This is a genomic window from Acidithiobacillus acidisediminis (assembly GCF_023277115.1).
In the GTDB taxonomy this organism is placed as follows: domain Bacteria; phylum Pseudomonadota; class Gammaproteobacteria; order Acidithiobacillales; family Acidithiobacillaceae; genus Igneacidithiobacillus; species Igneacidithiobacillus acidisediminis.
This window is the reverse complement of record NZ_JALQCS010000001.1, coordinates 1,729,554-1,748,404: the sequence shown is the minus strand read 5'-3', so window position 1 is coordinate 1,748,404 and position 18,851 is coordinate 1,729,554. Positions and strand designations below refer to the sequence as shown.

Here is an 18,851-nt window from a genome sequence, read left to right as displayed (position 1 = left end):
AGACTTTGTTACAGAAAAAGCGGTGGCTCGTGGGGACAGTTGCGGCAGTGGGCGTATCAGCGCTTATGGTGGCCGCTCCTGCGTTGGCTTGGGGCCCTTGGGGCGGGTCTCCCTGGGGTGGATCTCCCTGGGGAAGTGGCTTTAGCAACAATACTGTTTATTTAGCGATCACCATTGGGTCTGGTTTACAGTCGACATTGAGAGGATCGCCGCGATCCCTGATCGGATAGCTGCTCATTTTTCTGCGGACCCCCCGTGGATTGCGCTTACCCCGGCTCGTGACGGCGCGAACCGTGGCGATTTCCTTCAGGATGCCCAGAAGCCAGTCTGCCCTACCCTGAGGGGGGAATAGCGCCGACCGCAGGTAGACGGCGATGAAGGACGTGCACCGCATGGATGAAGGATAGATCCTGAGCCGCTTGATCTGTTTGTGCTGCGGCCTCGGTCATCAGGTGGCGGATGGCAGCATGGACCAGCAGAAGAGCGTAGAACTCCTGCTCGACCAATTCCGGACGCTTGCTCCGCAACGCGACACGACGATCCGCCAGGTGGGTCTTGAGTTCATCAAAACTGGACTCGATGTTCCAGCGCTGATGGTATAGTGCTGCCAATTCTTGTGCCGGGGCTTGTACCGGATCCATCCAGTTGGTGATCAGTCGATAGCTCGGCTCGGCGTCTGGGATACCTTGTAAGGTATACTCAATGACCCGCACACGGATACCCTGGCGATCCTGCTTTCGGTTCGCTCCACTGGGATAGATCGTGCTGAGGTAGGATCCATCTGGCAATTCCTGTTCACGGGGCAAGGTGAGGGTGCTGCTCAGGCGAAACAGCAGGTTGGCACCGGTGGCATGGGCTAGCTTCCAGAAGTCGTAGCTGTAAAAGCCGCGGTCAGCTGTCACCAGCATAGAGGCGTCGGCATGAGCCATGACAGCGCGGGCAAGTTCTCTCTCACTTTGTGCATAGGGACCCGACTCGGCGTAACACAAAGTGTGGGTACCGCATTCCGCCATGGCGACAAAGCGGAGCTTGGGAAAGGCGGATGCACCTCGCGCAGAGGGTGGATATCCATATCGCTCTGCATTGGGGGCTTCATCAGGCATGTCCAGCGTGGAGCCGTCTATGGCCATGATCCGTAGGCCTCGGTACCACACCCCAGTCATGCCCTCGGGACCATGTGGACCGACTTGCTGTTGATAGAGCGTTTTCAACGGTCCTGCCCCTACGCGGGTCCGCGCCTGGGATATGGCCCCTTTGCTGACGACGGCCTGGGCCAGCCCATCATCCCCAAGAACGGATCGTAATCCCTCGATTACCAGGCGCAAAACTTCCTCATAAGCTACGTTGGCATACAGCACCATCGCCAGCACAAAATAGACCAATACTTCGTGTGGCAATCCACGTCGCCGCTGGCTTTCCACCTCATATTGCGCCAGGGTCTCACGCACCTTGCTGATAGGACAGCGCATTGCCAGATATCCCACCGTCAGATAGTCCGCTAGTCGAGCGCCCGAAGAGAGTTGTGCTTTGGTTCGTGCCATCGTCATGCCCCCAAGTAACAGAACAGGAGAGCATTCTGACAGAAAGTAATCTATCTAAACAGTATTGGCTTTAGCAATCCCTTTTCAGGAAATAGTGGTCCTTTCAGCGGCTATGGTGGCCCCTTTACCGGCAACAGTGGTCCATGGGACATGGGCAACATGAGCTTCGGTGGGCCGCATGGCGGTCCCATGAACTTCAGCAGTGGACGCTATGGCGGGTACGGGCAGGGCTATAATGGCTATTACGGTGGTGGTTATGGTAGTGGCTATGACGGTGGCTACAATGGCTACCCGCCGGCCTATCCAAATTACCAGCAGCAAGCTCCCTATCCGGCGGCTCCCGGCTATGGGCCGCGCCCCGACCAAGCGCCACAATATCCTCAGCCTGCACCCAGTTATGCGCCACCGTCTGGGCCTTACGGCTACGGGTCGCCCTATGGTTATGGCCCGACGTATTCCCCCTACGGGTACGGATATCCCTGAGCCCATCCTGCTCGCTTCTGGGAGATCGCTGCCCATGAAACAAGGCTATCTCCCACAGGTTTCAATGTCCGTCTACAGACAGGAGTAAAGTATGACGAAGAAAGATGCAGGACCAATTGTAGAAGAGGAAGGGAGTACCCCGACCACTGCAGAACCTGTAGAGGTCGTTGCTACCGAATCGCCGGGCGCGGCTCATGTCGCTCCAGAGCAGGACGTAGTTGCCGAGCAGCATGCCCAAGCAGAGCCGGAAGTGTCGTCAGGAACTGCCGCGCCGAGCGTGGGTGGCTCGGGAACCAGCGCACCTTCTGTGGGTTCGGGTGGTGCAGGAACGTTTCCGCCAGGTGGTTCAAGCTACCCGCCTTTACCCCCACGACAACCGAAAAAGAGTGTCGCCAGTCGGGTCTTCTCCTGGCCATCCCTGGTGTTTCTGCTGGTCGTCGTGATCATCATTTTGTTCATCTGGGGCATTACCGCGCACGAGGAACAAGCCCAAACAGTCAAACCCAAGGCGCAAGCTGCACAAAAGACGCTAAACGTAGCGCCTGTCGCAGCCCCGGGCATGGCTACTGCTCAACCAGCACCCAAATTGACCGCAGATCAACACCAGGAACTCATGTCCGCGCGCTCTGCCTACTGGCATCATGATATTCCTGCTGCAATCAAGGGCTATCAGAGTCTCATCTCGCAGGTACCAGATGCGGCCTTCGCCTACGGCGAATTGGGCAATGTTTACTATATGAACGGGGAGCGGGAAAAGGCAGCGCAAAGCTTTGAACATGCTGCCATGCTCCTGATCCAGCAGGGGCAAGCACAACGTGCGGCAAGCTTGATTCCTGTTCTCGGGGCTCTGGACCCGGCATTGGCTCAGAAGGTGCAGGTAGCATTGGCGCACAGCCCTGAGGACGATGGCTACGCAGAAAATGGCAATGGCTGATTGAGTGCACTCCGCTGTATCTTGGGGCAGTGGTTTCTGCCCCTTTTTTGCGGCCCTTATACGCGTCCCATCACCGAGAAACTCTTCACAAAGGGACCAGCCATGCGTGGGTCTTTTAACATGCTTTTGTAGTCCCCTACCTTGAACTTGATCTTGCCAGTGGTAAAGGCCATTCCCAGACCGGTCATTCCCGGCGGGCTGGATATCCACTTCATCCACTGATCCACACTGGCGCGAATGTCCCAGTTCACCGACTGACCCTGATAGGGACCAGCGGCTACCGCTTGCCCCTTCGTTACCTGTAAAAATCCGCGCGGACCCTCTTCTTCGACAAAGCCATAAGCAATATTGGAAGCGAAGTCGATTTGCGCCAAAGCGGTGGCCAATTCAGGCTCTTTGTTCCATTCAGCGGCGAATCGTTCCATCCAGGGGGGAGAAAATAGTTCTGCCATATCGTACTCTCCTAAGTTTTGCGTATCCGGCCAGACTAGCCTGAAGAAAGATAAGCACGATCAGTGCCAAATTTTATCTCGTGATTTCTGCCAACTAAACAAATGGATGCCATTTCCTGGCCGGTGCATGGCGTTTCATCTGAGGTCACCTGCAACGGTAGACCCAAAGCAAATGCAACGATTTTTTGGGAACCCACTCTTCTGGGCGCGCCGCAAAGCCTCGGGCCAAGTGCTTTGGACATCTTCCTGTAGATTCGCTATAAGTGTGCGCAAAGCTACTCTTGATATAATACGCAAATGACCGAGTCTGAATCAGCGCTTGATCTCCCGGGGAGGCAGTCTGCGACCTCGAACTATTATTCCACAAGATGGCTCTGGTGGGCGTGGCTGATCTCGTCGCTTTTGGTGATCTTTGCCTGGCTGATCCTTGCTTTCAGCACCTGGAACGAGGCGACGGCGCGACAGGGGCAAGCACTCCAGGAAAACGCCATCGCCTTGGCGCATTCGGCGAGTCTGCAACTGGACGGCATTCAAGCGAATCTTTCCCTGCTCCGCGCAGAGTACTTGCATGGAGAACACAACCTGCAGCCAGCGCTACGGCGCCTTACGCAGTTGACACCGATCAATACCGTAGGCGTGTTCACCACAAACGAGATTCTGATCGAAGGCAAGGTGCCCAGCGTTTTGCGCCAAGTCTGGACCTTGCATGGCCCATCACAGGGGAAGCAGTGGTCGCCGGCGCAACAGGCGGGCCTGCAACATTGCTTGGCCAGTCAGACGTTTTGTATCGGCCCCTTATTACGCGATGGTACGCGGTCCTCTGCCTCCTCTTCACTCGGATTTCCAGTCTTTCAACCCCTATCTCAACAATTACCGCACCCCTCCTTTTTGATTGGCTGGATTCCTCTGGCAGACGGCCTGTTTCCCGCCTGGACCGGACTTCCCATTCTTCACCCGGGCGCCTCCTTTCTCTTGCGTGAAGATGGGATGCTCCTCAGCCGATATCCGTATTCCGCTCGCGTGAACTACGCGGAAATTCAAACTGGCACCGTAGTCCGGCACTGGTTGGGAACCTCCGCACCGGAAATCCATGCCTTTTCTGGCTATAGCTCTGCAGCGCATGCCTGGCGGGTGTGTGCGGCCCGCTCCGTTACTGACTATCATTTGATCGCCGGCCAATGCATTGGTCGATCGGGCCTTGCCGGACTCTGGTGGAAAGCCATGCAGTGGCCTACCTGGGGGGCGATTATGCTGCTGTTGCTGGGTGGCGCAGCCTATCGCTACCTGGCGCGCTTGAACCGCACCCGCGAAGCCGAACGCGCGCATGCGGAAAACGTGATCTGGGAAGCGAAGGAACATGCGGAGGTGACATTGCAGTCGATCGGCGATGGGGTCATCAGCACCGATTGCAACGGCCTCGTTACCAATATGAACCCCATAGCGGAAGAGCTGACTGGCTGGACCTTGGCTGAAGGTCGAGGGAAGCCGATAACGAAAATTTTCCGCATCGTCAATGAGGCAGATGGTCGCAGCGTGGAAAATCCTGCCGAACGGGCTCTGCGGGAAGGTCGGATCGTCGGGCTGGCCAATCATACCATCCTGATCGATCGCCACGGGAACCGGAGGAGTATTGAAGATTCTGCGGCGCCTATTCGCGATCTACAGAATGTGGTGTTAGGCACGGTGCTGGTGTTCCACGATGTCACTGAGAAGCACGATCTTCTCTCCCGACTCTCCTATCAGGCCACTCATGATCTTCTGACAGGGCTTCCCAATCGAGCTCTCTATCAGGAACACCTAGAGCAGGCCATGCGCCAAGCAAGACGGCATGACACATTATTGATGGTTGGCTTCCTGGATCTGGATAACTTCAAGTTGGTGAATGATCGCCTCGGCCATGCCGCCGGCGATAGCCTCTTGCAACACGTCGCTCGTTGCTTCCGCGACGAACTTCGTGGGGGAGACCTGTTGTGCCGATTTGGGGGTGATGAGTTTGCCTTTTTCGTGAACGATATTCGCAATACCCAGGAGGCGGAAATACTCGCACGGAGAATCGTGAAGAAGGTCGGTCTTCCTGTAGATGTTGCGGGGGAAAAAATTACTGCGCGCGCGAGCATCGGTATGACCTTTTTCCCGATTGATGTGGTGGAATCCTGCGGCGATCTGATACGGCATGCGGATTTGGCTCTGTATGCCAGCAAGAATCGAGGCGGGAATACCATCTCGATTTTTACCATCGACATGGAAGAGCAGCAGGACAGGCAGGTGGAATGTTTACGCCTGATGGAAGCAGCCCTCCTTCATGATTATCTGCAACTATATTTCCAACCGATTGTGCAGATCAGCGGCGAACTGGTTGGTGCAGAGGCGTTGCTGCGTATGCAGCATCCTCTCCGCGGACTGCTCAGCCCCGCGGAATTCAGCGAGGCGCTGGATCATCCGCAGTTGGCACCACGTGTCGGTCGTTTTGTTCTCAGTCATGCACTCGAGCATATGCGGCAGTGGGCATCTCATTCTTTCTTTCCGCAAATTTCGATCAATATCAGTGCCCAGTATTTGCTGGACCCAAAATTCTTGGAAGATTTGGAGGCGACCTTGGGCGAGTACAGCGAGGTCGTTCGCCAAAATCTTGTACTGGAAATTACCGAGTCGGCGCCGATGCTGGATTTTGAACGCGCGCGGGAGACCTTGACCCAATGCCGAGCGCTCGGCTGTAAAGTATCGCTGGATGACTTTGGTACCGGTAATGCGTCGCTCAGCTATTTGCAGAAACTGCCTGTCAGCTCCCTGAAAATAGATCAGAGCTTCATTCGTGACATTCTGCAGGATCCCAAGGATTACGCCATCGTTTCCGGAATGATTTACGTGGCAGAGATGCTGGATTTGCCAGTAGTCGCGGAGGGCGTAGAGTCAGTTGGACAAATCCAGGCGCTACATCAGCTTCGTTGTCCACTTTATCAAGGGTATTATTATGCTCGCCCGATGACAGCGGCGGAGTTGGAAACGTGGAGAGCCGACGAAAATCCGCTGTCTTGAGTTTTTCATGATGCGCTTTGCATGACCGCTGTTTGCGTCGATTTCTTGCTGCGCCAATGATCAAACCATAGGTAGAATGCCGGCGTAATGTACAGGGTCAGGAACTGCGAAAACAGCAGGCCGCCCACGACCGCAACACCCAGTGGCACGCGGCTGTTGGCACCGGCACCAAAGCCGATGGCAATGGGCAAGACACCCAGAATTGCGGCAAAGGTCGTCATCATGATCGGGCGGTAGCGAATCCGGCAGGCATCAAGAATTGCTTGCTGTGCCGAGGCACCTTCGCGCCGTCGGCTAACGGCAAAATCCACCAGAATGATCCCGTTCTTCTTGACCAACCCGAGCAGCATGATAATGCCGATAAAACTATAAAGATCCAGCGGCAGGCCAAAGATCCATAGGGAAAATAAGGCGCCAAAGGCTGCGAGGGGAAGGGCCGTGAGGATGGTGAGAGGATGCAGAAAGTGCTCGTACAGAATGGCGAGCACCACATAGATCAACAACACCGTAGCCACGAGCAGGAATGGTAGGCTTTTGAATGCCGACTGAAACTGGCGCGCATTACCGCCAAATTCTCCCACTATTCCCGCCGGCAAAACCTGTTTCGCGCGTTTCTGGATGACCGGTAGAACCGTCCCAAGCGTTGTACCCGGAGTTAAGTTAAAAGAAATCGTCGTCGACGCCTGAGCGTTGTGCTGCATGAGATTTTCCGGCGCGGCGCTGTAGCGAAAACTCGCTACCGCAGAAAGGGGCACCAAGGCCCCGCCAGCACCAGGGACACTGAGCGTCGATAGCGCGTTGATATCCTGCTGATATTGCGGCTCGAGTTCCATGATGACCTCATACTGATCACTCGCACCGTAGATCGTCCCCACTTCCTGGCCGCCAAAGGCAAGACCTAGGGTCTTTTCAATGGCCTCTGGAGTTACCCCCAGGGCAGTGGCACGGGCACGATGGATCTGCAGAATGATTTGCGGACTATCGTTTTGCAGACTGCTGTTCACATTACGTAATTGTGGTATCTGCCGCAAAGCTGCGGTCATTCTGCGGGTGGCGTGATGCAGCTCGGCCCAGCTTCCGCCGACCAATTCATAGACATAACTGCCATTGCCGCTGGCGGTGCCGGAGTGTGCGCTTTGTGGGCCTTGGTAGACAATCTGCACATTGTGAAAGAATTTCGTGCTCTGGTCCAACGCGCTGATGATCTCTGCGGTCTGTGGGGCAAAGCCATTTTTGATGTGGATGAACATATGTCCGGTGCTGCGATTCCCAAAACCGCCGGGGCCCTGGCCAACCGAAGACACAACGGACTGAATCTTGTCGTTGGTTTTGACGATCTTTGCAATTCTTCCCTGTTCTAGCTCGATCTCCACAAAGGTCATATTGGAAGGGTACTCGATATTGGCATTGATAAATCCGGAATTCTGGGAGGGTAAAAACGCCTTCTGTACCAGGGTGGCCATCCCCACGCTGCCGAGTAGAAACAGAAATGCCAAAAACAGCATCCAATTGCGATGACGCAGGGTGCGCTCCAGCGTTCGCATATAGAAATCGCGGCTAGCCTTGAATGCCCGTTGAAACCAGCCATTTTCTGGCAGACGATCCGGATCTTGCTGCTCCGCAAGGTGGTGTGGATGATTCGGACGCAGATACCGGCTGCAAAGCATCGGCGTTATCGTTAAGGCAACCGCGCCGGAAATCAGGATCACCATGGCGATACTGACGCCAAAGTCTGCAAACAGATGACCGACGAAGCCGCCCAAAAAGATCAAGGGCAGAAAGATGATCGCCAGAGACAAGGTCATCGACAGCACGGTAAAGCTGATTTCGCGGCTACCATTCAACGCTGCAGTAATTCCTGTCTCGCCACGGTCAATATGGCGGTTGATGTTCTCCAACATTACCACCGCGTCATCCACCACAAATCCCACCGCCAGAGTCAACGCCAGCAGTGTCAGCGTGTTCAGACTGAAGCCCAAAAGCCGCATCCCAAGAAAACTGCCCAAGAGAGAGAGCGGGATGGCAACGGCGCCAATCAACGTAGCCGAAGGCCGCCGCAGGAACAGCCACATCACGCCGGCAACCAAGAATGACGCAATCGCCAACGTGACCAATACTTCTTGGATGGCGGCACGGACATAATCCGCCAGATCAAAAACAGGATCCAATTTTACCCCACCCGGCATCTGCGCCTGCAACTTCGGCAGCAGGGCGCGGATCTTATCGGAGATAGCGACGGTATTGCTCCCTGGCTGGCGCACCACGGCAAGAACGATTCCTGGGCTTTTGTTGATCCAGGTCTTTTGTTGATTATATTGGGTGCTGTTGGTCGCTTTGCCCACCGCGTTCAGGGGTACGGCCTGACCGCCGGCATAAGCAAGCACCAAGTGATTGAAAGCGGCGGCATCGTGCAGTTGTCCATGCACCCGCGTAGCGAAGGCCTGCGGGCCGGTATCGAGGGTGCCACCGGGAAGGTTCACATTCGCATTGCCGATTGCCGTTTGAATCGCCTGCAGACTCAATCCGCGCGCAGAAAGCGCGTAGGGGTTGAGATAGATGCGCACGGCATAGGTCTGGGCACCATAGATTTGCACATTGGAAACCCCCGCAACACCAGACAGCGCAGTGGCCACCTTGGTCTGCGCATACTTGTCGAGAGCGTAGAGGGGCATATTCGGCGCGGACATGCCAATGTAGAAGACTGGCTGCGCTGATGGGTTCATCTGCCGCACGCTGGGCGGCTCGGGCATGCTGGAGGGGAGGAGATGCTGTGCTTGCGCCACAGCGTTGGATACTTCCTGTGTGGCCCCGAGTGCCGAAGTGCCCAGATTGAATTGCAGGGTGATTTGGACCACCCCGTTTTCGCTCACCGCACTCATCGAATTGATGCCTGGAATGCTGGCAAATTGCCGCTCCAACGGTGTTGCGACCGCACTTGCCATGGTTTTCGGGCTCGCGCCGGGCAATTGCGCCGTCACCATCACCATGGGAAAGCTCACATTGGGCAATAGCGCTGTTGGCAGCTGTAGGTAGGCAAAGAGACCAAGCAGAGCGACCGCCAGGGCCAGTACCGTCGTAGCGACAGGGCGGCGAATAAAGGGGGCCGAGAGATTCATTGTCGTTCCGTCTCTACCTTCATGCCTGGGTGTAGGCGCGCTGGCGCCCCGACAATGATTTCTTTGCCGATGATCGCAGGCGCAGTGATCGCCACCTGCCGCCCGTCTTGCCCGAGAAAATGTACGGGTTGCATCACCGCCTTGCCGCCCTCGATACGATAAACGTAAGGACCAGAAACCCCTTGCTGCAGCGCGGTGGCCGGTATGACAACGACGTGATGCAAGACCTTGGCGCTGTAGTCGACCTGAACATACTCTCCGGGCCAGAGCTGCTGTGCCTTATTGGCTACCGTCGCCCGCGCTGTGACCGTTGCCGAGGCATTGTTGACGGTATTGTCGATGGCCGTAAGTGTTCCTGTCGCCAGCCTCTGTTGGTGGTTCTCATCCCAAATTTCTACCGTTCCGGTCTTTTCGGCGACCGCTTGGCGCAGATCAGCAAGATATTTTTCCGGCAGACTAAATTGAACCTGCATGGGCTGAGTCTGTTGGATGGTGATGAGCTGCGTACTGTTCGCCGTAACCAGATTGCCCGAACGGACCTGAAGCAAGCCAACGACACCGCTGATCGGGGCGTGAATCCGGGTATGTGCCAAGTTGATTTGCGCCGCCTGCAAAGCCGCGCGATCGGCAGCAATGGCTGCCGCAGCACTTTGCGCCTGGGATTGGGCCTGCTCATAGGTCTGTCGGGTGACATAGTCCTTTTGCAGCAGTGGCCGATAGGCGTCGACCTGATCCTGATCATAGCGCTGCTGGGCAATCTCACCCTGCACATTAGCCTGATCCTGCGCTACTTGCGCCGCTGCGCTTGCTGGGTTGATGACAAAAAGTAATTGCCCCTTCCGGACGTGCTGCCCGGAGTGGATCGCAACCTGCTGCAAGATCCCGCTGACCTCGGGCACGATCGTCACACTATGTGACGCGAGCGCTTGCCCCAGGGTTTGCACCTTTAGGGTTAGATCGCCGCTTTGTACATCGGTACTGCTTACCTGTAAGGGCGGCGGATGGCGCTTCTTTGCTTGCCCGCAGCCGACAAGGAGAAGGGCAAGACCGGCCAAAAACAAAGCTCTCATCGCTACACGCATGTCATTCCTTGGACGCAGCACCGAGGGTGGGAAGGACCGCTCGATCCTTGGGCAGGCCAATCATCCCTAAGGCATTGGCAAGATTGGCAAGTTGGGTATAGGCCGTGGTGATGTCCTGGACGCGGGTCTGCTCCGCAGTGGTAAGCGTGGCTTGGGCACTGAGTAAGTTCAGCATGGTTGCCAAGCCCACCTTGTACTGGGCGCGAATGGCTGCCAGCGAAGCGCGCGCACTTTGTACCGCCAACTGCGCTGCACGAGCTGCGGAACGGGCGCCCAACACCGTTTGATAATCCTGCGCCACCGTTAAAGCAATGCTTTGTTCCTCTTCGCGCAAACTGGCTTGCGTGCTACGTGCCTGATGTCGTGCTTCCTGTATGGCATAGCTCTGCTGAAACCCAGTAAAAAGAGGCACCTTCAAGCTAAAGGCGATCGCCCAATTTTCGGAAGGTTGCAGGGCATTTTGAAAGCGTTTTCCGCCGGATACGGAGAACCCCAGGCTTGGCAGACCCTGCGCCTGGTCCTCACGAAGCGTGGCGCGCGCGGCAAGAATACGGGCTGCCGCCTCCTGCACCAGTGGATTGGCGCGTGTGGCCAACTGGATCAGTGCTGCCATGGAGGGACGGATCGGCGGTGGCAGTTGGTGGACATTCAAAGGGGCCAGGGAGATTGGATTGTCTGGTGGCAACCCACAACTTTCCGCCAAGGCCGACTGATCCGAGCGCAGTGTCGCTTGCGCCGAAAGCAACTGTGCCGTGGCCTGTGCCAGGGCCGATTTTGCCTGCAATACATCGGCAATAGTGGCCATACCGGATTTCTGCTTGAGTATGGCCGCATCCAGATTTGCACTGTCTTCACGCAGCGTTTGCCGGTAAGACTCCACCAAAGCCTGTTCGCCGATCAACTGATAATAATTTTGGGTGACACTCAGAGCGACTTGGCTCAGGGCCTGATTGTTCTCAAAACCCGAAAGATACAGTTGTGCCAGGGCATTATCCTTTTGTGCCGCGCGTAGGCCAAACTCGAACAGCGTCCAGGTCAGGCTCAGGCTTTCGGAACTACTGTTCAAGACCGGGATACTGAAGCCGGCTGTCGTGTTGCTCTGCGAGCGTACCGCATTGGCGGAGAGGGAGAGACTGGGCAAATAGGCGCTATCGGCAACGCCAACTCCAGCTGCTGCGGCACGCAGATTCTCCCACGCAACTCGGCTTTGTGGATTGTGGGCAAGGGCATAGGCCGTCAGCGCGGCAAGACTCTGGGCCTTGGGGATGACTTGCCTTTTGGGGAGCTGCGCGTGTGGAAGATCCGGCACGCTCCTGCGCCAGGGTTGCCCCAGTCTTTCCGGCGTGAAGCCCTGAGTGTCAAAGGGGTCATGCCATAACAAATCCAACGGCGCCGCGGCGGCACTGCCCGAAAGTACAAGAAAGAGGCAGGCCGCGGCAATAGCCCCTCTATCACCACGGTTCCGGCCTTGGCAAATCGGCATCTGCAGGAGTCCTGCCCCAATCGGTTTTGCGACAGTTGCTACCCTAGCAGAAGAACTTTACTCTCGCCAGCGGAGGAGAAATACATTGGGAATAAGAGGCTCACGACAGGACAAAGCCGCTGATGCGGTCGAGGGCGAGGCGCAGATTCTCGTCGCTGGTGGCAAACGATAAACGCAGATGCCCAGGGCAACCGAAAGCGCTGCCCGGTACCACCGCAACACCGGCCTCCAGTAGCGCTTCACTCAGGGCCAAATCCTCTTCGATTCCCTTACTGGCCATAACCCCATGAAATCCTGGAAAGCTGTAAAAGGTGCCATCCGAGGGCAATACCGCAACGCCGGGCAGGGCGTGCAGGCGTTCATAGACATACTGATGCCTACGCTCGAAGGCCTGGAGCATGGGTGTCAGGAGCGTATCTCCGCTGTCCAGGGCAAATTGCGCCGCCGCTTGCGCAATGGAGCAGGGATTGGAAGTGCTCTGCGACTGCACGGTTTCCATGGCGGCAATCAGCGCCGCCGGTCCGGCGCAGTAGCCAATGCGCCAGCCCGTCATGGCATAGGCCTTGGATACCCCATTCATAATGATGCAACGCGCGCGCAGATCCGGGCAGGCGTTGGCAATATTTACAAAGCTCGGGCCAGCGAAGAGGATTTTCTCATACATATCATCGCTGGCGATGAGGACCTGAGGATGCGCGCGCAGTATTTCGCCCAGCGCAGCGAGCTCCTGCTCGCTGTAAGCTTTGCCCGAAGGGTTGGACGGGCTGTTGATGACTAACAGACGCGTGGCGGGGGTGATTGCCGAAGCCAGTTGCGCGGCGCTGATCTTGAATTCGGATCGGGCATCCGTAGGCAAGATGACGGGTTTGCCTTCGGCCAGGAGCACCATGTCGGGGTAGGATACCCAATACGGTGCGGGGATGATGACCTCATCTCCTGGATTGAGTAAGGCTTGACAGAGATTGAAAAAGCTCTGCTTTCCACCAACGGAAACCAAGATTTCTTTAGGGGAATACGCCAAGCCGTTGTCGCGGGCAAACTTGGCCGCAACTGCCGCCTTTAGCTCCGGGGTGCCCCCGACTGCGGTATATTTGGTAAAACCACGATCCAACGCCGACTTGGCGGCATCCTTGATCGGCTCCGGGGTATCGAAATCGGGCTCTCCGGCGCCGAGGCTGACAATATCTTTCCCCTGCCGCTTGAGTTCCGCTGCGCGCGCCGTGACAGCCAGGGTAGGGGAGGGGCGAACCGTTGTAACGCGGCGGGAGAGGCGAATATCCACAGCGCAGTCCTCAGTTGTATTCCGGAAAAGCGGCAAATTGTAAGCCCTCACGATGGAAAAGCAACTGTTTTACGAAGTGGCCGACTTTCGCAGGATCGTTGCAATGCGGCGCAGCCGTTCCAAGGGATCCTGCAGTAGCAGCAGCTGCTGCTTCTCCGAAGCTCGCACGGGCAATGCCTGCGCCAGAATCATCCCGGCACGGCTGGCGTCCAGGTTTGCGGCATCGAGGTCCTCGGTAACCTGTTGCAAGATCGGCTTGAGCCAGTCGTGTTCAAAGGCGAGCGGCAGCACCGGCTCATCCGGCCAGAGATGAATGCGCGCTATTGTGATATCGTTGGCGTGTTGCCATTCCTGCACGGTGAAGCGTTGCATGCCCGTAATTTCTAGAAGTAATAGGCCATTTTCACTGTCCCAGTTGGTAATTTCTGCCAAAGTGCCGACCTGTGCGGGGGTCGCCTCGACTTCGGCAAGACAAATGCCAAACGGGCGGCCAGAGCGCATCGCGCGGCTGATCATGTCGAGATAACGTGGCTCAAAGATGCGCAGACCCATCTGGGCCTTAGGAAACAACACGGAACTGAGTAAGAATAGGTCATACCATTCATGCGCATCCCGCGGCGCCGTCATTTTTTGCCCCCTATAGCCATCATGCCTGAACTTAGTGTAGCGCCCCTTTCACTGTATTTGCATCTGCCTTGGTGTAAAGCCAAGTGTCCCTATTGCGATTTCAATTCCTATGCGGCGAGTGATTTTCCGGCGGAACGCTATGTGGATGCGTTGATCGTTGACCTCGAACAGGAACTGCCGCGGATTTGGGGACGGCAGGTGCACAGCATATTCTTTGGCGGCGGCACCCCAAGCCTCTTTCCGCCGAACAGTCTGGATCGACTGCTTTCCGCCATCCGTGCGCGCCTGCGTCTGGTTTCGGAACCAGAAATCACGTTAGAAGCCAATCCCGGGGCGGTGGATGCGGCGGCCTTTGTCGACTTTCGTGGCGCAGGCATCAACCGTCTTTCCCTGGGCGTACAATCCTTCACTGATTCTGCCCTGCAAACGCTGGGCCGGATTCATGATGCGCGGGCAGCCCACGCAGCGATCGAAGCCGTGCAAAAGGCCGGATTCAGCAACTGGAACCTGGATCTGATCTTTGCCTTGCCCAAGCAGGATCTGAGCGCCGCGCAAAGCGACCTGCGTGCAGCCTTGCAACATCGGCCACCGCACTTGTCCTTATATCAGCTGACTCTGGAGCCAGGCACACCCTTTGCGCATCAGGCGCCGCAGGGCTTGCCTGATGCCGATACTGCCGCAGAGATGGAAGAAGCACTGCGTGCCGAACTCGCAGACGCAGGACTACAACGCTATGAGGTTTCGGCGCATGCACGGGCAGGACATCAGTGCTGGCATAATCGCAACTATTGGCTCTTTGGCGATTACCTGGGTATTGGTGCCGGTGCGCATGGCAAGATCACTGTTCCAGGGCAGGGCATCTGGCGCAGCCGCAAGACGCCTCGCCCTGAGAGTTACATGGATGGCTGTTTGAAAGATGGAGAACGTTTTGGGGAAGGTCACTGGGTGCCTGTTGCAGACCGACCATTCGAGTTCTTCCTCAACGCGCTGCGTCTGTTGGAGGGTTTCGACGAATCCATGTTTGAGGAACGCACTGGGGTGAGTTTTCTGCTCGTGGAGCCGCGCCTCCGTCAGGCCGCGCAGGAGGGGCTGATGCAAAGAGAAGGGCGCCATTGGCGCCCCACATCGTTGGGTATGAATTGGTTGAATCAACTTTGCCAGCGATTTCTTCCAGACGCAGGCGCGAAGACTCAGTCGCGGCCCATCGCCTCCGCCTCGTGACCGGTAATGGATCCTTCGGTAAAGAGATATTCCCGTAGTTCTTTATCAAGCCGCGGCAACTTGCGGCGCAACCATTCCAGTACCATGGCGGCATGCTCAATCTCCTCGTCACGGTTGTGTTCCAACACCGCCCTGAGCTGGGGGTCTTGGCAAGCATCAGCACGCTGCTGGTACCAGTCTACAGCCTCGAACTCCTCCATTAAGGAAGAGATGGCGCGGTGTATATCCAGAGTCTCGGGACGCAATGTATCCAGCGCTTCATGTATGCTTTCGTGGGCCATGAGTCATCTCCGTAGGTTTCTTGATGTCCGTTGCTAAGAATAGGCGAGGATCTCTCGGGATGCCAGAAAGACGCTTCGGCCTCGCACGCATTCTATCCAAGCGCGGATTCTGCTCGCGCACGGTGGCGGCGCAGTGGATCCGGGAAGGCAGGGTGCGGGTAGACGGGGAGATCATTCTTGATCCGGAACAAGGATTTCCCTTGGATCAAGCGCCCATCACCGTCGCTGGCGAGATCGTAACCAAGCCGAAGCGCCAGGTTATCCTTCTGCATAAGCCCCGCGGCTATCTGGTTACCCGAGAAGACAGTAAGGACCGGCAAACGGTCTACGATCTCCTGCCCGACGATCTCTGGTTGGCCCCGATTGGCCGACTGGATCAGGCGAGCAGTGGCGTGCTTTTATTCACGAATGATCCCGCCTGGGCCCAGGGATTGCTGGATCCGGAGACACACCTCGTCAAACGCTATCACGTACAAATTCGCCCACCCCTAACAGCAAGCCAAATAGCGACGCTGGCGCGTGGAGTAACGGTTGATGAAATCAGCTACCGACCAATGAAAATTGCGGAATTACGCTGTGGCGGTAAGACGCAGTGGCTGGAATTTGCGTTGACCGAAGGGCGCAACCGGCAAATTCGCCGACTCCTAGCCAGCCAAGGCAGCGCCGTTTTGCGTCTGATTCGAATAGCGATCGGCCCAGTGGAACTCGGTCCACTTGCCCCAGGTGCGTGGCGCGAACTCAGCAAAAGTGAAATCGAAACCCTATACCCTCGGTAGAGCACCTACGGCGCATGTCAACCCAAAGCAGGAATGTCCCCTTTTGAGCAAGACAGGAATGTCCCCTTGGAGGGAGTTCAGGGGGTGGATGTGTGAGCGGGCTTAGACTGAGGGTATCGTCGCCAGGGATGGTCGGGCGCGGGTTTCCAGTGGCTCCGTTGGGCCTGCTCCTTCACAGCTTGCTCAATACGTAAGTGCAGGCTTTTCTCATCGTCCAAGGGGATGGGGGGCTCACCCTCGGCGAGGATCCGGTAGGTTAGGGGCTGTCCCTGATACAGCAAGGTAATGCTGCTGTCGAAGGCTTGGCAGACGGTTACACTGGCACCGCGTAGGCGGTAGCCACTGCTGTAATTCGTGAGTTGGTATTCGCGGTTCTGGAAGCGAAAACTCAGGTTTTTGGAGAGCTTGCGGGTGTGCTGCAGGCAGAAGATCAGGGACAATTCTTCTGGGTTGTGCAGTACGGGACGATGCGCATCCTGGGGATGTTGCGGGGAGACAGCAAAGCGCCGGTTGTAATCGGCCAGGAACTCCGGCAGGAAGGCGTTGGCAGCCTCCAGATCGGAGATGCCCTGCAGGCGTAGCTCCTTGACCAGGCGATCTTGTAGAGTCTGATTGGCCCGTTCGACCCGCCCCTTTGCTTGCGGGCTGTTGGCGTGGATGGCTTGGATATCCAAGGTCTGCAGGGCGCGAGTGAACTGGGTGGGTACTCCCTCCTGATCGGGGTGATTGACGCGAAAGATGCTGTGCTTGTCGGAGTACAGGGCTACCGGGCGACCATGCGCTTTCAGGTACGCTCGCAGCGTCTCCATATACGCTTGGGTAGTCTCGGCTGGTACGAAATGCAAAGCCATCAGGCGGCTAGTAGCATCGTCTATGAAGACGATGAGGGTACAGCGGGGGCCACGCTCCTCGAACCAGTCGTGGGGCGAGCCGTCGATCTGTACCAGTTCACCGAGATAAGGGCGTCGGGGCCGTCGTTGGTGGATACGGGCCGCCTTGCGCCGCTTCGCCACCCACAGACCTTCGGCCATCATCCACTGGCGCAACGTCTCCGTAGAGAGCTGATAGCCATGTCGTTCTTCCAATTTCTCCCGAGCCAGCGTTGGCCCAAAGTCTGCGTAGTGCGTCTGCACCAACTGGATGGCGGATTCACGGACCGAGTCCAAAATCCGGTTGTTGGGCCGCTTGCCGCGCTGCCGGGACACCAGCCCGGCGGCCCCTTCGGCCCGATACCGTGCGACAAGGCGTTTGACCTGGCGCACGCTCAGACTCAGCCGCTCGGCGACCTCCCGTTGCCGGAGCTGCTTACCCATCAGAGCCTGCAGCAACTCCAGTCGATCCATCTCTCGATAGCTCATCGTGTTGTACTCCTCGCCCATGCCGCCCCCACAACGCAAAAGGGGACATTCTAGAATTGGACAAAGGGGACATTACTGCTTGGGGCTAACAAGAGCTTCTACGGCGCATTGACTCCGGCGGTAGTGGTAGGTATGCTTCGCGGACCGTAGCGCTCGTAGCTCAGCCGGATAGAGCAACTGACTACGAATCAGTAGGTCGGGAGTTCGAATCTCTCCGAGCGCACCATATAAAACAGGCACTCAGCAAATAAGCTGGGTGCCATTTTTCTATCCGGTAGACACATGGTAGGCGCTTGGCGTCCAATTCCATTTATCGGAGTACAAGAGAAATCTGCAGCTGCTTGTAGCGTCGTGGACTAGTACCAGTAGACTCGTCCATGGTGCATCACTCTACGCTCCACCAGTCTGTTATTCCGCCCTGCCCCGCACTGCCTCATACAGACCCGCGGGTCCCAAAAACGGCGTATCCGTTCCCCCCGGGAGGCCTCTGCCTCGTTCAGCTTACGGATTTTCTTCAGCAAGGTCGGAAAGGTCTGCAGGGTGCAGGCAATGATCTTGTCCCGGCTGAGGGCCTTCTGCAAGCGCTCCCAGCTCTGGGGTTGGGTCTCTTGTATCCAGTCCAGCAGATCCGGCGGGAAGAGGGCTTGATCGCGATCATAGCGATGATCATCTGGGCTGATGGTGGTGCCTTGAGGTGGTGTGTAGAGCCAGCCTTGGGAAGCAAGGTCGCTGCAGATTTCGGCTTCGAGGACAATTTCGTCATGGATGGCCGGGTCAGGATGCCCAAGCCAGGATATGGACGAGAGGGGAATAAACGGCGAGGGAAGCATCTGTGGTCCACAGTGGAGAGGGCAGACAGATGGCCTGGGCCACCAACAGGCGATCGAAGGGATCTCGGTGGTGCCAGGGTAACTGGGCCACTTGATAGGTATGCTCAGAGCGTATGGGCAATTCCGTCAATCCAGAGTCCAAGGCCAACTGATGAATGTCCTCGGGACGGAAGGAAAACTGGGCCTTGCCCAGAGAACACTTAATGGCAATCTCCCAGATGCTGGCAGCACTGAACCACACCAGATGCTCCGGATTACGGATAGCTTCCTGAGCATCGAAAGGCAGCCGCTCGGGTTGTAGCAACAGGGCCAGGAGCACATTGGTATCCAGCAGAAAACGCTGTGCCAC

The 18,851-nt window shown here is 56.9% G+C and carries 16 protein-coding genes and 1 tRNA gene; 6 read left to right on the top strand and 11 right to left on the bottom strand.

What is annotated here, in order from left to right:
- Window positions 1-332: 332 nt before the first annotated feature.
- Window positions 333-1,541 carry an IS4 family transposase gene (locus M5D89_RS08815; protein WP_248885449.1) on the bottom strand — a complete coding sequence of 403 codons (1,209 nt, stop codon included), beginning with the start codon at window positions 1,539-1,541 and terminating at the stop codon, window positions 333-335.
- A gap of 159 nt (window positions 1,542-1,700) precedes the next feature.
- Here M5D89_RS08815 and M5D89_RS08810 point away from each other — a divergent pair, with 159 nt between their 5' ends.
- Together M5D89_RS08810 and M5D89_RS08805 are read left to right on the top strand one after the other, a co-directional pair.
- Window positions 1,701-2,024 carry a hypothetical protein gene (locus M5D89_RS08810; protein ID WP_248885448.1) on the top strand — a complete coding sequence of 108 codons (324 nt, stop codon included), beginning with the start codon at window positions 1,701-1,703 and terminating at the stop codon, window positions 2,022-2,024.
- 91 nt (window positions 2,025-2,115) lie between these two features.
- Window positions 2,116-2,958, top strand: a complete 843-nt coding sequence (locus M5D89_RS08805; RefSeq protein ID WP_248885447.1) for a tetratricopeptide repeat protein — start codon at window positions 2,116-2,118, stop codon at window positions 2,956-2,958.
- 56 nt (window positions 2,959-3,014) lie between these two features.
- Here the strand turns inward: M5D89_RS08805 and M5D89_RS08800 are convergent, their stop codons facing one another.
- The gene (locus tag M5D89_RS08800; protein WP_248885446.1) at window positions 3,015-3,410 is read right to left on the bottom strand and encodes an SCP-2 sterol transfer family protein; all 396 of its coding nucleotides are present in this window, start codon (window positions 3,408-3,410) and stop codon (window positions 3,015-3,017) included.
- 297 nt (window positions 3,411-3,707) lie between these two features.
- Between M5D89_RS08800 and M5D89_RS08795 the strand changes: the two genes are divergently transcribed.
- Window positions 3,708-6,446, top strand: a complete 2,739-nt coding sequence (locus M5D89_RS08795; RefSeq protein WP_248885445.1) for a putative bifunctional diguanylate cyclase/phosphodiesterase — start codon at window positions 3,708-3,710, stop codon at window positions 6,444-6,446.
- Between the two features lie 5 nt (window positions 6,447-6,451).
- Here M5D89_RS08795 and M5D89_RS08790 read toward each other — a convergent pair whose 3' ends face one another.
- From M5D89_RS08790 to M5D89_RS08770, 5 genes are all read right to left on the bottom strand, one after another.
- Entirely contained in the window at window positions 6,452-9,562 is a 3,111-nt protein-coding gene (locus tag M5D89_RS08790; RefSeq protein WP_248885444.1) for an efflux RND transporter permease subunit, read from the bottom strand.
- Window positions 9,559-10,632, bottom strand: a complete 1,074-nt coding sequence (locus tag M5D89_RS08785; protein ID WP_248885443.1) for an efflux RND transporter periplasmic adaptor subunit — start codon at window positions 10,630-10,632, stop codon at window positions 9,559-9,561. The genes M5D89_RS08790 and M5D89_RS08785 overlap by 4 nt, the downstream gene beginning before the upstream one ends.
- Before the next feature lie 13 nt (window positions 10,633-10,645).
- Window positions 10,646-12,127 carry a TolC family protein gene (locus tag M5D89_RS08780; protein WP_248885442.1) on the bottom strand — a complete coding sequence of 494 codons (1,482 nt, stop codon included), beginning with the start codon at window positions 12,125-12,127 and terminating at the stop codon, window positions 10,646-10,648.
- A gap of 100 nt (window positions 12,128-12,227) precedes the next feature.
- The gene (locus tag M5D89_RS08775) at window positions 12,228-13,409 is read right to left on the bottom strand and encodes a pyridoxal phosphate-dependent aminotransferase (protein WP_248885441.1); all 1,182 of its coding nucleotides are present in this window, start codon (window positions 13,407-13,409) and stop codon (window positions 12,228-12,230) included.
- 69 nt (window positions 13,410-13,478) lie between these two features.
- Window positions 13,479-14,036 (bottom strand): LON peptidase substrate-binding domain-containing protein, encoded by a 558-nt coding sequence (locus M5D89_RS08770; protein ID WP_248885440.1) that lies wholly within the window; start codon window positions 14,034-14,036, stop codon window positions 13,479-13,481.
- A 21-nt stretch (window positions 14,037-14,057) separates the two neighbouring features.
- On the opposite strand from M5D89_RS08770, the gene hemW reads away from it, so the two are divergent.
- Window positions 14,058-15,257, top strand: a complete 1,200-nt coding sequence (hemW, locus tag M5D89_RS08765) for a radical SAM family heme chaperone HemW (protein ID WP_248885439.1) — start codon at window positions 14,058-14,060, stop codon at window positions 15,255-15,257.
- Here hemW and M5D89_RS08760 read toward each other — a convergent pair.
- Window positions 15,227-15,538 carry an encapsulin-associated ferritin-like protein gene (locus M5D89_RS08760; RefSeq protein WP_248885438.1) on the bottom strand — a complete coding sequence of 104 codons (312 nt, stop codon included), beginning with the start codon at window positions 15,536-15,538 and terminating at the stop codon, window positions 15,227-15,229. The two genes, hemW and M5D89_RS08760, sit on opposite strands and share 31 nt — an antisense overlap.
- Before the next feature lie 59 nt (window positions 15,539-15,597).
- Here M5D89_RS08760 and M5D89_RS08755 point away from each other — a divergent pair, with 59 nt between their 5' ends.
- Window positions 15,598-16,314, top strand: coding sequence for a pseudouridine synthase (locus M5D89_RS08755; protein ID WP_248885437.1), 717 nt, complete (start codon window positions 15,598-15,600; stop codon window positions 16,312-16,314).
- A 77-nt stretch (window positions 16,315-16,391) separates the two neighbouring features.
- Here the strand turns inward: M5D89_RS08755 and M5D89_RS08750 are convergent, their stop codons facing one another.
- A complete protein-coding gene (locus M5D89_RS08750; RefSeq protein ID WP_346347697.1) occupies window positions 16,392-17,693 on the bottom strand; it encodes an ISNCY family transposase in 1,302 nt (433 codons plus the stop codon).
- A gap of 128 nt (window positions 17,694-17,821) precedes the next feature.
- Between M5D89_RS08750 and M5D89_RS08745 the strand changes: the two genes are divergently transcribed.
- Window positions 17,822-17,898, top strand: a tRNA-Arg gene (locus M5D89_RS08745).
- Between the two features lie 130 nt (window positions 17,899-18,028).
- On the opposite strand, the gene M5D89_RS08740 is transcribed toward M5D89_RS08745, so the two are convergent.
- Both M5D89_RS08740 and M5D89_RS08735 read right to left on the bottom strand, forming a co-directional pair.
- Window positions 18,029-18,502, bottom strand: a complete 474-nt coding sequence (locus M5D89_RS08740; RefSeq protein WP_248885436.1) for a hypothetical protein — start codon at window positions 18,500-18,502, stop codon at window positions 18,029-18,031.
- Window positions 18,447-18,851, bottom strand: coding sequence for a type II toxin-antitoxin system VapC family toxin (locus M5D89_RS08735; protein WP_248885435.1), 405 nt, complete (start codon window positions 18,849-18,851; stop codon window positions 18,447-18,449). Before M5D89_RS08735 ends, M5D89_RS08740 begins: the two co-directional genes overlap by 56 nt.